The organism is Streptomyces actuosus, assembly GCF_016921115.1.
Lineage (GTDB): Bacteria > Actinomycetota > Actinomycetes > Streptomycetales > Streptomycetaceae > Streptomyces > Streptomyces actuosus_A.
Genome location: NZ_JAFFZS010000028.1, coordinates 1 through 13,625, shown reverse-complemented (window position 1 = coordinate 13,625; position 13,625 = coordinate 1). Strand labels below are relative to the sequence as shown.

The window sequence follows — 13,625 nt, the reverse complement described above, 5'->3', positions numbered from 1 at the left end:
ACCCGACCGCGCCCGCGGCCCGTCCCCCGGCGCCCGGGGTGCGGGCCGCAGCCCGCGGGGTACCCGATCCGGGCGCGTGCCGGGGCCCGGAGGCCGCACGGACGGACGGGCGGCCGCGCCGCCCGGTCCACGCGTGTGTGCCTACGCCCCTTCCTCCTCCGCCCAGCCGAAGCTCCTCTCCACGGCCTTGCGCCAGTTGCGGTACTCGCGGTCGCGCACCGCCGCCGTCATGGACGGCGTCCACTCGGCGTCCTGCTGCCAGTGTGTCTTGAGCTCGTCGAGGTCGCTCCACACCCCGGTGGCCAGCCCGGCGGCGTAGGCGGCACCCAGGCAGGTGGTCTCGGCGACCCGGGGCCGGACCACCGGCACGTCGAGCACGTCCGCCTGGTGCTGCATGAGCAGGTTGTTCCCCGTCATCCCGCCGTCGACCTTCAGGGACGTGATCCGCACACCGGAGTCCTGGTACATGGCGTCCACCACCTCACGCGTCTGCCAGCTCGTCGCCTCCAGCACGGCCCGTGCGAGGTGGGCCTTCGTCACGAACCGGGTCAGCCCGGTGACGACGCCGCGCGCATCGGAGCGCCAGTACGGCGCGAACAGGCCCGAGAACGCGGGCACGATGTACGCGCCGCCGTGGTCCTCCACGCTCCCCGCCAGGGCCTCGATCTCGTCGGCCGTTCGGATGATGCCGAGTTGGTCGCGGAACCACTGCACCAGGGCCCCCGTTATCGCGATCGAGCCCTCCAGGCAGTACACCGGCGCCTCGTCGCCGATCTTGTAGCCCATCGTGGTCAGCAGTCCGCTCTTCGACGCCACCGGCCGGTCGCCCGTGTTGAGCAGCAGGAAGCTCCCGGTGCCGTAGGTGTTCTTCGCCGTCCCGACGTCGTAGCACGCCTGGCCGAACACGGCGGCCTGCTGGTCGCCCAGCGCGGAGGCCACCGGCACCCCCGCCAACTGCCCGACCGCGGTGCCGTACACCTCGGACGACGACCGGATCTCCGGCAGTACGGCCTCGGGCACGTCCATCGCCGCGAGGAGGGAGGCGTCCCACTGGAGGGTCTCCAGGTTCATCAGCATGGTCCGGCCGGCGTTGGTGACGTCGGTGACGTGCCGGCCGCCGTCGGGGCCGCCCGTGAGGTTCCAGATCAGCCAGGAGTCGACGGTGCCGAAGGCGATCTCGCCGCGCGCGGCGCGAGCCCGCAGCCCCGGCACGTTGTCGAGCAGCCAGGCCACCTTGGGGCCGGCGAAGTACGTGGCCAGCGGCAGACCGGTCTGCCCGCGGAACCGGTCCTGTCCGTCCGTGCCGGCCAGCCGGTTGCACAGGGCGGCCGTCCGGGTGTCCTGCCAGACGATGGCGTTGTGCACCGGCTTTCCGGTGGCGCGGTCCCACAGGACCGTCGTCTCGCGCTGGTTGGTGATGCCGAGCGCGCTCAGCCGGTCGGCCCGCAGCCCGGCCTTCGCCAGTGCCCCGGCGACCACCGCCTGCACCTTGGACCAGATCTCCGCGGCGTCGTGCTCCACCCAACCGGGCTTGGGGAAGATCTGCCGGTGCTCGCGCTGGTCGACGGCGACGATCGCGCCGTCGTGGCCGAAGATGATGCAGCGACTGGAGGTGGTGCCCTGGTCGATTGCGGCAACGTACTTCTCGGAGTGGTCCGTCATGGCTGCCCCTTGGGCTCGGTTCAGAAGGCTGCGTCGGAGAGGAGGCCCGCGGGTGTCCCCCCGGCGGGCGGCCCCACCACCGGGGTCCAGGCGTGACCCCAGCCGGAGGGGCCCTTGTTCGGGATCGGCGGGAACGTGTGCACGAGGCGCGGGCCCAGGTCGCGGGCCGGGCAGACGCCCGCGCCGAAGAGGGTCAGGATCGCTGTACCGATGGTCTCGCCGACGACGATGTCTTTGTTGCTCATGGCGGCTCCTGGGCCGGCCCGGGGCGGTCGTCCCCGGTGCTCCTGCAGGGTGCGTTTCCATGACTCCCGCGGTGTGGCGCACGCAGGGGCGGCAAGGGCCCGCGCCCCGCTCGGCATCCGTGACAAGCTGCCGTGACAGCCGAACCGCCCCGGGAACAGAGGGCCGTGGCGCAGGCGGCCCGTACGGCGCAGTGCCTGGATACGCCGAGAATGTGCGGCGATGTCGACCGACACCGGGAAGTGTTCACCGGCGCCCCGGGGACGTCAAGGACGCCGACCGCGGTGGCCGGCATCCTCCTCCGGTGAACAGCCGCTGGCAGGGACGGAGTTGGCCACCGCCTGCGGGGGATCGCACCGGACCCCGGGTCGCCCGCCGGCGCTGAGTGAAGCGCCTGACGCGGCACCGGAGGCGGGTTGCGGCAGGACACCCGCCGGCGCCCGCGCGCAGGGACCGCCGGCGCCCCTCCCGCACCGGCCCCGGCCGGTCCGGGCCTGTCCGTGCCCTGCGAGCGGCCCGGACCCTTCCGTGCCGGGCACCGGTCGACGCCTCTCGCCGGGCGCCGACCTCGTCCCGCGCCCGCCTGCCCGCACCCGTCGGCAGCGTGCACGTGGGCCCGCGCCCGCCTGCCCGCACCCGTCGGCAGCGTGCACGTGGGCCCGCGCCCGCCTGCCCGCACCCGTCGGCCCGCGCCCGTCAGTCCGCGCCCGGCTCCGCCGCCGCCCGCAGCGGCGGCTCTCCGCCGCGCACGTCCTCGCCGCGCAGGACCTCGTGCCCGGGCAGACCCGCCCGCCCCAGCACCCAACTCGCCCCGCGCAGCGCCTTCGCGGCTTTCTTCAGGGGCGCCAGCCCGGCCGCCGCCTGCCGGTGGTCCGACACCGTCCCCGGGACGCACAGAACGGTCGCCAGCGACAAGGTGACCGGACGGCCGCCCGCCGTCCAGAACACATCCAGCACGGCGGATGCCAGCGCACCGAGACCCTCCGGATCCGTGAGCACCAGGAAGTCGTCCCCTCCGATGTGCCCCACGCGCGCCGTGCCGGACGCGGCGCGCTGCAACGCCCGCCCCACCGAACGGATCAGCTCGTCGCCCGCCGCGAATCCGGCTCCGTCGTTGACCTGTTTGAAGTGGTCGACGTCCAGCCAGCTCAGCGCGAAGGCCCGGCCGTCCGCGATCCGCCGGTCCACCTCGCCGGTGATCGCGTCCGAACCCGGCAGGCGGGTCAGCGGGTTGAGCCCGGCCGCCTCCTCCACCCGGCTCTCCGCCAGAGCACGGACGAGGTCGGCCAGCCGCACGACACCCACACACCGCCCGTGGTGGTCCACGACGGCGACATCGTCGGAGGTACGGTTCCGCCCGCCCACCGCGACCACGTCCAGCACCTCCCACGCGGTGGCGTCGACCCCCACCGTCCGCGGTGCGTCGCCCAGTTTCGCCGCCGGCCGGTCGGCGTACAGGGCATGCCCGTAACGGCCCGACATCGACAGCAGGAAGCGGGAGCGGTGCACGGACCTGACGGGAACCCCGGCCCGGTCGACGAGCAGCACGCCGGACACGTCCTCGGCGCCCGTCAGCAGCGCCCGCACCTGCCCCGCCGACGCGGTCACGGGCAGCAGAGCGGCGGGCCGTACGAACTCCCTGATGGACGGCCCCGATCTGGGGCGCGCCGCACATCCGGCCGTCCGCGGCGGAACGTACACGTCCGCTGCGGGCAGCCGCGCGGGCGGCGCGAACAGATCGCCCTGGGCCAGCTGTGCTCCCGCGGCCAGTGCGGCCGAGCACTGCAGCTCGGTCTCCACGCCCTCGACGGCCAGGAGCGCACCGAGTTCCTCGCACAGGGCCCGCATCGCCCGCACCGCCGCCGGCCGGGCCAGCAGCGACGCGTCGAGCTTCACCAGGTCCGGTGCGAGGTCCGTGAGCAGGCGCAGGGGCACGTCCCCGTCACCGACGCCGTCCGCGCTGATCCTGAAGCCCTGGCCGCGCAGAACACCCGTCGCCTCCAGCAGAGCCGTCTGCGGCACGTGGGTGTACGGCGGCCCGACGTCGACGGTCACCTCCCACGGCAGCCGTCCGGCCCCGCGCACCACGTCGTACAGCGGGGCGAGCCCGCCGAGGTCGGCCAGGGTGGCGGCGAAGACGTTGACGTGCAGTGGAAGCAGCGTCTCCTGGCGCAGCGCCGTGCGGACCGCCAGCACCGCGAGCCGGGCGTCGAGCTCGGGATCGCGCCGGGCCTCGGCCAGGATGTCACCGGTCTCCGGGCGGGCGAGTATCTCCAGCCCTGCGACCCCTTGGGTGGTCAGGTTGACCACGGGCTGGAAGGCGAAGCGGAGAGTGTCCGTCCAGGAGTGCACGGCAGCATGATGTCGCCGCCCGCGTGCGCCCAGGCCCAGTTCACGAGACGTTCACGCAGGATTCCGGGGCGATCACACAGCGTACGGATGTGTGGTCGGCTCCCACGCCGCACGCCGTCGATCCGGCGCGCGCCGAGCGGGCCGGCGTACGCCCCGGTCCGTGGGCCCGTACCCGTTCCCCGCGGACGCACAGCGCGCCCGACCGCCGCCGCCGCGAGCCCGCACGACACCCTCCCCCACCGTGTCCGGCGCGTCGCCCGCCGCCGACCACCGGACTTTCCGAGCGGGACGCCCTCTCCACGATCGGATACAGTCCGCGACGTGTCCGAAACCCACCACTCCGCGCCCGACACCGGCCCGGACTCCCACTGTTCGAGCTGCGGCTCGCCCTTCGGAGACGGCGTCACCGGCTGGCCCCGCGCCTGCCCCGCCTGCGGGACCGTCGCCTACCGCAATCCGCTGCCGGTCGCGGTCGCCCTCCAGCCCGCGTACGACACCCGGGGCACGGCTCTGGTCGTCATCACCCGGACCATCGCTCCCGCGCGCGGAGGCGTCGCCCTGCCGGGCGGTTACGTCGACGACCGCGAGGACTGGCGGCAGGCCGTCGCCCGCGAGCTGCAGGAGGAGACGGGCATCGAAGCCGCCGCCCAGGACGTCCGCCTCGCCGACGCCATGAGCTCACCCGACGGCCATCTCCTGCTGTTCGGTCTCCTGCCCGAGCGTCCCGCCGCCGCGCTGCCGGTCTCCTCGGCCACCGAGGAGACGGAGGGCTGGCACCTCCTGCGCAGACCGTCGGAGCTCGCCTTCCCGCTGCACACGCTCGCCGTCCGGGCCTGGTTCGAAGGCCGTTACGTCTGAGCCCCCACCGGCCCGGCAGGCGTCTCACTCCTCGGCGGTGCCGCGCACCCGCACCGGGCGGACGGGCTCCCGAGGGCCGTCCTCGCCCTCCTGCTCGACGACCAGGCGCCGTCCCTCCCATCGGGTGACATAGCGCTCGATCTCCGGCTCCTCCCAGCCGTCGCCCTCGTCCGGCACGACCAGCCCGACCCCTGTCCGCCCTCGGGCCGGCGCCCACACCTCCAGCTCCAACCCGCCGTCGGCCCCGTGCACCGGAACCACGGCACCGGCGCGCGCGAGGACCGGGATCCGCGCCAGAGGCGCCTCCACGAGAACCTGCCCGGGCCCCTCGTAGGCCCGCCCCGTCTCCGTGTCGTACCAGCGGCCCCTGGGCAGTTGCAGTGCCCGACGGTCCGCGCCCGGGTCCAGCACCGGAGCCACCAGGAACGCGTCACCCAGCAGGAAGGCGTCCCCGCAGTCGCGCAGCGCGCGATCCTCCGGCTCACCCCACCAGACCGGCCGCACATAGGGCGCCCCGGTCCGCCGCGCCAGATACGCCAGGGTCACGAAATACGGCAGCAGCCGTCGCCGCTCGGCAAGCGCCACGCGCGCGTGCCCCAGCACCTCCGCCCCGAACTCCCACGGCTCCCTGCGCCCGGCCCACAGACTCGCGTGGGTGCGGAACAACGGCAGGTACGCCCCGAGCTGGAACCACCGCAGAAACAGCTCCGGCGACGGGCTGCCGTCGAAGCCCCCCACGTCCGGGCCCGAGTACGGCACCCCGCACAGCCCCAGACCGAGCACCAGCGCCAGCGACGCCCGCAGCCCCGGCCAGCCCGTGGCGACGTCCCCGGACCAGGTGCCGCCGTAGCGCTGCATGCCCGCCCACCCGGACCGTGAGAAGAGGAACGGGCGCTCATGGGGAACCAGCTCCCGCATGCCCTCGTAGGCTGCCCTGGCCATGCACAACGCGTACACGTTGTGCGCCTCCCGGTGATCGCCGCCCCGTCCCTCCAGGGCATGCCGGGCCGACCGCGGCAGTGTCGTCTCGCCGAACGCGGCGAACGACACGGGTTCGTTCATGTCGTGCCAGAAGCCGGAGAACCCCTGCGCCAGCCGCTCCGCGTACAGCCCACCCCACCACTTGCGCACGCGCGCGTACGTGAAGTCCGGGTACACCGACGCCCCGGGCCACACCACCCCCTCCACGACCCGCCCCGAGGCGTCCCGCACGAAGGCGTCCAGGGCGGCGCCCGAGTCGTACACGGCGTTGCCGGGCGCGGCCTTGACCGCCGGGTCGACGATCGACACCAGCCGGATGCCGTCCCGGCGCAGTTCGTCGGCGAGCCCCGAAAGCTTGGGGAATCGTTCCTCGTCGACGGTGAAGACCTGGTGCTCGTCGAAATGGTCGATGTCCAGGTGGACCGCGTCGAGCGGCAGGCCGTGCTCGCGGTACCCGGCGACGACGCGCCGCACCTCCCGCTCGCTGCCGAAGCCCCAGCGTGCGTGATGATGCCCGAGCGCCCAGGCCGGGGGGCGGGCAGGCGCACCGGTGAGCGAGGCCCACATGAGCAGCACGCGCGCCGGGGTCCCCACCATCACCCAGCAGCGCAGCGGACCGCCCTCCATCCGCAGATCGCACGACCCGGCCCGGTCGTGCCCCGAGCCGGCTCCCTCCTCGCCCTCCCGCAACGCCACCGTGCCGTCCCACGAGGTGTCGTGGAAGACGAGGTGCGTCGCCGCGTCGGCGACCACCATCTGTACCGGCATGGTGATGTACAGGGGGTCGTCGGCGGGGGAGAAGGCCCGGCCGGGGTCGGTGTTCCACAGCCGGTACCGCCCGTCGCGCAGGCGCGGCCCCGCCGCCCGCCCGCCGAGGCCGAAGAACCGCGCGTCCGCGGCCACCTCCGACCGCTGCATCCAGCGCGCCGGACCGCCGTCCACCGGCTCCCACCAGCGCGGTGGCAGGTCACGCCGCAGGGTCACCCCACCGGGCGTGCGCACCTCGACCAGGCCGTGCCGCGACACGGCCACCGTCACCCGCTCCGCCACGACCCGCCAGCCGCCGTCCTTGTCCGGCTCCAGCACCGCACGGGGGTCCGGCTCCGGGCAGCGGCCCGCCAGCGCGTACGAGGGCTCCGGGTCGGCGCCGTCCCAGCCCCAGAAGACGGCACCGTTCACCGCGACGTGGATCCGCAGCTCCGAGCGGCTGAACCGGAGGACACCGCCCCCCGGACCCGGTTCCGCCTCCTGCACCACACCGGGCACCCGGGCCCGCTCGGCCCCCCGGCTCGGCAGCCCACTGGCATCGGCGCGCCACCTGCGCCACGCCGCCCGCACGGTCCGCAACCTCTGTGCAGCACCCACAGAACCCACCGACTTCACCGAACGCACCAGGTCACGACCGTTCATGCTGCTCACCCTGCCACTGACAGGCCCGCGCGGGCGTGCCGTTCAACTGCCGTTCATCCATGCGACGACCACATCGCCACGACCCGGACTGTGTGTGGGACACCCTGGTGCAGGAGTCGATCACATGGCATCGTCCCTGTCAGCCGCGTCACGCGCACACCCCTGCCCGTGCGCGGAGGACGCACACGACGCGCACAGTCCGGGAGCCGCCCCATGTCGACCGTGAACCCCCAGCCGCTTTGGGAGCCCGACCCCGACCTCATCGCCGAGGCACAGGTCACCAGGTTCCAGGCCTGGGCCGCCGAGCACCACGGCGCCCCCGCCGACGGCGGGTACCCGGCGCTGCACCGCTGGTCCGTCGACCACCTGGAAACCTTCTGGAAGGCCGTCACCGAGTGGTTCGACGTACGGTTCTCCACCCCCTGCACGCGCGTGCTGGGCGACCGCACCATGCCCGGAGCACAGTGGTTCCCGGGTGGCACCCTGAACTACGCCGAGCACGCCCTGCGGGCCGCCGCCACCCGCGGGGACGAACCGGCACTCCTGTACGTCGACGAGAGCCACGAACCACGCCCGGTGACCTGGTCCGAGCTGCGCCACCAGGTCGGCTCCCTCGCCGCCGAGCTGCGCGCTCTCGGCGTACGACCCCAGGACCGGGTCGGCGGCTACCTCCCGAACATCCCGCAGGCCGTCGTCGCCCTGCTCGCCACGGCAGCCGTGGGTGCCGTGTGGACCTCCTGCGCCCCCGACTTCGGCGCCCGCAGCGTCCTCGACCGCTTCCAGCAGGTCGAACCGGTGGTCCTGTTCACCGTCGACGGCTACCGCTACGGCGGCAAGGAGCACGACCGCCGGGACACCGTCGCCGAGCTGCGCGGCGAGCTGCCCACCCTGCGCGCCGTCGTCCACATCCCGCTCCTGGGCACCGAAGCGCCCGAGGGAGCCCTGGAGTGGGCGGACCTCACCTCGGCCCGGACCGAACCCGTCTTCGAGCAGGTCCCCTTCGACCATCCGCTGTGGGTCCTGTACTCCTCCGGCACGACCGGCCTGCCCAAGGCCATCGTCCAGTCCCAGGGCGGGATCCTGGTCGAGCACCTCAAGCAGCTCGGGCTGCAGTGCGACCTCGGCCCCCGGGACCGCTTCTTCTGGTACACCTCGACCGGCTGGATGATGTGGAACTTCCTGGTCTCCGGCCTGCTGACCGGCACCACGGTGGTCCTCTACGACGGCAGCCCCGGATATCCGGACACCGGCGCCCAGTGGCGGGTCGCCGAGCGCACCGGGGCCACCCTGTACGGCACATCGGCCGCGTACGTCATGGCCTGCCGCAAGGCGGGCGTCCACCCCTCCCGCGACTTCGACCTCTCGCGGATCCGGTGCGTGGCCACCACCGGCTCGCCGCTGCCGCCCGACGGGTTCCGCTGGCTGCACGACGAGGTCCGCGACGACCTGTGGATCGCCTCGGTCAGCGGCGGCACGGACGTGTGCTCCTGCTTCGCGGGGGCCGTACCGACCCTCCCCGTGTACCTCGGTGAGCTCCAGGCCCCGTGCCTCGGCACCGACCTGCAGTCCTGGGACCCCAGCGGCGAGCCCCTGACCGACGAGGTCGGCGAGCTCGTCGTCACCAACCCCATGCCCTCGATGCCGGTCCGCTTCTGGAACGACCCGGACGGCAGCCGCTACCACGACAGCTACTTCGACACCTATCCCGGCGTGTGGCGGCACGGCGACTGGATCACCGTCACCGCGCGGGGATCCGTCGTCATCCACGGCCGTTCCGACTCCACCCTCAACCGCCAGGGCGTCCGCATGGGCTCGGCCGACATCTACGAAGCCGTCGAGCGCCTTCCCGAGATCAAGGAATCCCTCGTCATCGGCATCGAGCAGCCCGACGGCGGGTACTGGATGCCCTTGTTCGTGCACCTGGTCCCCGGTGCCGTCCTCGACGACGCGCTCGTGAAGCGCATCAAGCAGACCATCCGCGACCAGCTCTCGCCGCGCCACATCCCCGACGAGATCATCGAGGCGCCCGGAGTCCCGCACACCCTCACCGGCAAGCGCATCGAGGTCCCCGTCAAGCGGATGCTCCAGGGCACTCCGCTGGAGAAGGCGGTCAACCCGGGCTCGGTCGACGACCTCGGCCTGCTCCGCTTCTACGAGGAGCTGGCCCGCAAGCGGGCGTGAACCGTCCCGGCGGGGCCACCCCGCCGGGCGACACCCCGACCCGCCGGACCCGGCGCCGCAGCCGTGGCCACATCCGCGCGTACGCCCGCCGGCCCGGCGGCCACGTCCTGCGTCGCGGTCCGGCGCCGGCCGTCCTGTGCGGCGGCCCCCACGGAGCCAGGGCCGCGGCGGGCGGCCCGGACCCCGTCGGCTGCAACTCTCCGTGCTGTCACCGCTGTCACCGCTGTCACCGCTGTGACCTGCTCCGTCTCCCGGTGCCCGGGGCCCCGATCGTCTCGCCCGGGCCGTTGTCAGTCCCGCCGATTACTGTGAGTGAGCATTGATCGACCGCGCACAGGGGGAAGACATGGCACACACCGAACACCGGCCGGCCCGACGTGTCCTGCGCCGAGAGATGGCCGGCACGATCGGCCTGCTCACGGACGAGCACGACTTCCGGGCCATGCTGCGCTACCGCAGCTTCACCTTCGACGACCACACCGCCTACCTGCGGGAGATGGAAGCCTTCCTCAGGACGCGTGCCGCCCAGGGCGGCCACACCGCAGTCGCCCTCTTCGATCCGCAGGAGTACGTGGACTTCTGCGCCGACGAAGGGCTGGACCCCGACGCCGCAACGAGCCGCAGCCGGTTCACCGCCCGCCTGGCCACCACCGGCCCCACCCTGCCCTACGAGGGCCAGCCCCTCACGGAACTGGTCCCCGCACTGGTCGGCGAGGCCGTCCGCAGGGGGACCCAGGAGTACGCGTCCGCCCTTCTCGCCCGGCTCGGCACCTGCGCCACCTGCGGAGAGGACCTCGGCCGAGCGGCCTTCGCCCGAGCCGCGGCGCTCCTGCTCCGTATCCTCGACACGGCCGCACCGGGTTCCCGCCACCTCGTCGTCAGCGTCACGGGACCAGCCGGCGCACTCGTCTCCGTCCTCCACGCCGACACGGACACCGGAGGCAGCACGCGGCTGGTCGGGACCGAAGCCCTCGAATTCACGACCGTGCTGGCACTGGGCCTCGGTGCCCGCACCCCGGGCGGGCTCGTCATGCGCACCAGCGCACCCGGCAGTCCCGACCGCGTCTACGGATGGCGACTGCGCGGAGACGCCCTCCAGCCCCTCAGCGCCGGCGAGGTCTTCGACGCCTACTGCACCGACGCCGAGTCCGGCGACCTCATCTCCCCGGAATCCGGCGTCGACTACTGCCAGCCGCCCGACCTCGGTGAGCACGACACGGCACGGGGACACCAGCACTGAAACGCCGAGGGCGCCCCACACTCCGGTGGGACGCCCTCGGCGCCGGCCACGGCTCCATGCCGCACCGCGGCTACTCGCCGGACAGCACCGCCTGCACCGCGTGGCGCGCCTCGTCGGCGCTGTCCGCGGCGCGTGCCGCGGCAGCGGCACGCTCGCACTGCGCGAGCGTGAACTTCGCCAGCGTCGCCCGCACATAGGGGAGGGAGGCAGCACCCATGGAGAGAGAGGTGACGCCCAGCCCGGTCAGCACACACGCCAGCAGCGGGTCGGACGCGGCCTCACCGCAGACACCGCAGCTCTTGCCCTCGGCCTTCGCCGACTCGGCGGACAGCGCGACCAGGTCCAGCAGCGCCGGTTGCCATGGGTCCTGAAGCCGGGACACCGCACCCACCTGACGGTCGGCCGCGAACGTGTACTGCGCGAGGTCGTTGGTCCCCAGCGACAGGAACTCGACCTCCTGCAGGATCGAACGCGCCCGCAGCGCGGCCGACGGGATCTCCACCATCGCGCCGAACTTCGCCCGCAGCCCCGCCTCTCGGCACGCGTCCGCGAACGCCTTCGCGTCCGTGCGGTCGGCCACCATCGGCGCCATGACCTCGAGGTAGACCGGCAGCCCCTCGGCGGCCCTGGCGAGCGCGGCCAGCTGGGTGCGCAGGACCTCGGGGTGGTCGAGCAGGGTACGCAGGCCGCGGACGCCCAGTGCGGGGTTCGGCTCGTCGGCCGGCGTCAGGAAGTCCAGCGGCTTGTCCGCACCCGCGTCCAGCACACGGACGACCACACGGCCCTCGGGGAACGCCTCGAGCACCTGGCGGTAGGCCTCGACCTGCTTCTCCTCGGACGGCGCCTTCTTGTTGTCGTCCAGGAAGAGGAACTCGGTGCGGAACAGCCCCACGCCCTCCGCACCGGCCTCCACCGCGGCCGCCACATCGCCAGGACCGCCGATGTTGGCCAGCAGCGGTACCTTGTGCCCGTCGGCGGTGGCACCGGGGCCGGTCGACGCGGCCAGCGCCGCCTTCCGCTCCGCGGCAGTGGCCCGCAGCTGTGCCTTCTTCACCTCCGGTGGGTTCACGAAGATCTCACCGGTGCTCCCGTCCACCGCGATCACCGTTCCCTCGGGAAGCTCACCGGCACCCGGCATGGCCACCACGGCCGGCACACCCAGCGCCCGAGCGAGGATCGCGCTGTGGCTGGTGGGCCCGCCTTCCTCCGTGACGAAACCGAGGACGAGCGTCGGGTCCAGCAGCGCGGTGTCGGCCGGAGCCAGATCCCTCGCCACGAGCACATACGGCTGGTCGCTGTCCGGCACGCCGGGCATCGGGACCCCGAGCAGTCGCGCGACGATACGATTCCGCACGTCGTCCAGGTCGGCGACGCGGCCGGCGAGGTACTCGCCCGCCGCGGCCAGCAGCTCGCGGTAGGCGGCGAACGCGTCGTAGACGCCACGCTCCGCCGTGCTGCCCACGGCGATACGCCGCTCCACGTCCGCCATCAGCTCCGGGTCCTGGGCCATCAGGGCCTGTGCCTCGAGCACCGCCTGGGCCTCGCCCCCGGCCAGGTTGCCACGCGCCATCAGGTCGGCGGCCACAGCCTCCACGGCCTTGCGGGCGCGCCCCTGCTCACGTTCCGCCTCTTCCGCCGGGATCTGCTTGGCAGGCGGTTCCAGCACCGCCGTGCCCATGTGCCGAACCTCGCCGATCGCCACCCCGTGGCTCACGCCGACGCCTCGCAGCGTTGTGTCCATCTCACCCGTCTCCGATAGTGCGGCGGGTACGACCGCCGCGGTGGTTGTCCTGACCGCCGTCCGGAAGGACGGCGCCGGCGTCACTTCCAGACGAAGAGACTGTCGCCGGCCTTCACGTCACCGTCCTCACGGAGCTCGGAGAGGGACTCGGCGGTGGCTTCGAGCGCTACCACGGGGCATACCGGGGACTTGCCGGCCGCCTCGACGGCAGCGGGGTTCCACCGCACGATGCTCTGCCCCCGCGTCACCGTGTCGCCTTTGTTCACCAGCACCTCGAAACCCTCGCCGTTGAGCTGCACGGTGTCGATGCCGAGGTGGGTGAGGACCCCGCGTCCGTTGCCGTCGACGACGACGAACGCGTGCGGGTGCAGAGAGACGATCACACCGTCGACGGGGGCGACGGCCTCGGACGCCTCGCGGACGGGGTCGATGGCGGTACCCGGGCCGACCATGGCCCCGGAGAACACGGGATCCGGCACGGCGGCCAGTCCGACGGCGCGGCCGACCAGCGGGGACGTCACGGTGGTCATGGGAAGCCTCCCAGGGGTGGAGATGCGGATGGGCCGTCACTGCCTGTGCCCGACGATGCACTGCGCAGCAGCGTATGTCAGAGGAAGTGCCGGTTCCGCACGATAGCTCCCGAATAGAGGTCTAGACCACCCCTCTCGTCGATTTGCACCGCATCGACGGCCGCGTGTACTGTCGTACTCCTGCGTGGGACGGAGTGGCGCGCACGAGCGTCATCGCCCTGCAGCACCCAACTTGTCAGATCCTACTCGGGATCCCCTTCTGCATGCCTGCAGGACGGTGGTCAGGGGGACGGAAAAACACTGATAGAGTCGGAGACACCGAAGGGAAGCGCCCGGAGGAAAGCCCGAGAGGGTGAGTACGAAGGAAGCGTCCGTTCCTTGAGAACTCAACAGCGTGCCAAAAGTCAACGCCAGATATGTTGATACC

The 13,625-nt window shown here is 73.0% G+C and carries 9 protein-coding genes; 3 read left to right on the top strand and 6 right to left on the bottom strand.

Annotated elements, in window-relative coordinates; genetic code table 11:
* Positions 1 to 141: 141 nt before the first annotated feature.
* The 3 genes from glpK to JS756_RS26795 form a co-directional block, all read right to left on the bottom strand.
* Positions 142 to 1,662 (bottom strand): glycerol kinase GlpK, encoded by a 1,521-nt coding sequence (glpK, locus tag JS756_RS26805; protein WP_205385791.1) that lies wholly within the window; start codon positions 1,660 to 1,662, stop codon positions 142 to 144.
* Positions 1,663 to 1,682: 20 nt separating this feature from the next.
* The gene (locus tag JS756_RS37035) at positions 1,683 to 1,907 is read right to left on the bottom strand and encodes an MIP/aquaporin family protein (RefSeq protein ID WP_307791090.1); all 225 of its coding nucleotides are present in this window, start codon (positions 1,905 to 1,907) and stop codon (positions 1,683 to 1,685) included.
* Positions 1,908 to 2,601: 694 nt separating this feature from the next.
* The gene (locus JS756_RS26795; RefSeq protein ID WP_205385789.1) at positions 2,602 to 4,257 is read right to left on the bottom strand and encodes a GGDEF domain-containing protein; all 1,656 of its coding nucleotides are present in this window, start codon (positions 4,255 to 4,257) and stop codon (positions 2,602 to 2,604) included.
* A gap of 321 nt (positions 4,258 to 4,578) precedes the next feature.
* Here JS756_RS26795 and JS756_RS26790 point away from each other — a divergent pair, with 321 nt between their 5' ends.
* Positions 4,579 to 5,115 carry an NUDIX domain-containing protein gene (locus tag JS756_RS26790; protein WP_205385788.1) on the top strand — a complete coding sequence of 179 codons (537 nt, stop codon included), beginning with the start codon at positions 4,579 to 4,581 and terminating at the stop codon, positions 5,113 to 5,115.
* A gap of 24 nt (positions 5,116 to 5,139) precedes the next feature.
* Here the strand turns inward: JS756_RS26790 and JS756_RS26785 are convergent, their stop codons facing one another.
* Positions 5,140 to 7,506 (bottom strand): glycoside hydrolase family 31 protein, encoded by a 2,367-nt coding sequence (locus JS756_RS26785; RefSeq protein ID WP_205385787.1) that lies wholly within the window; start codon positions 7,504 to 7,506, stop codon positions 5,140 to 5,142.
* A gap of 213 nt (positions 7,507 to 7,719) precedes the next feature.
* Here JS756_RS26785 and JS756_RS26780 point away from each other — a divergent pair, with 213 nt between their 5' ends.
* Entirely contained in the window at positions 7,720 to 9,687 is a 1,968-nt protein-coding gene (locus JS756_RS26780; RefSeq protein ID WP_205385786.1) for an acetoacetate--CoA ligase, read from the top strand.
* A gap of 346 nt (positions 9,688 to 10,033) precedes the next feature.
* Positions 10,034 to 10,927, top strand: a complete 894-nt coding sequence (locus tag JS756_RS26775; RefSeq protein WP_205385785.1) for a DUF8829 domain-containing protein — start codon at positions 10,034 to 10,036, stop codon at positions 10,925 to 10,927.
* Between the two features lie 70 nt (positions 10,928 to 10,997).
* On the opposite strand, the gene ptsP is transcribed toward JS756_RS26775, so the two are convergent.
* A complete protein-coding gene (gene ptsP / locus JS756_RS26770; RefSeq protein WP_205385784.1) occupies positions 10,998 to 12,668 on the bottom strand; it encodes a phosphoenolpyruvate--protein phosphotransferase in 1,671 nt (556 codons plus the stop codon).
* Positions 12,669 to 12,748: 80 nt separating this feature from the next.
* Entirely contained in the window at positions 12,749 to 13,198 is a 450-nt protein-coding gene (locus tag JS756_RS26765) for a PTS sugar transporter subunit IIA (RefSeq protein WP_205385783.1), read from the bottom strand.
* Positions 13,199 to 13,625: the final 427 nt, after the last annotated feature.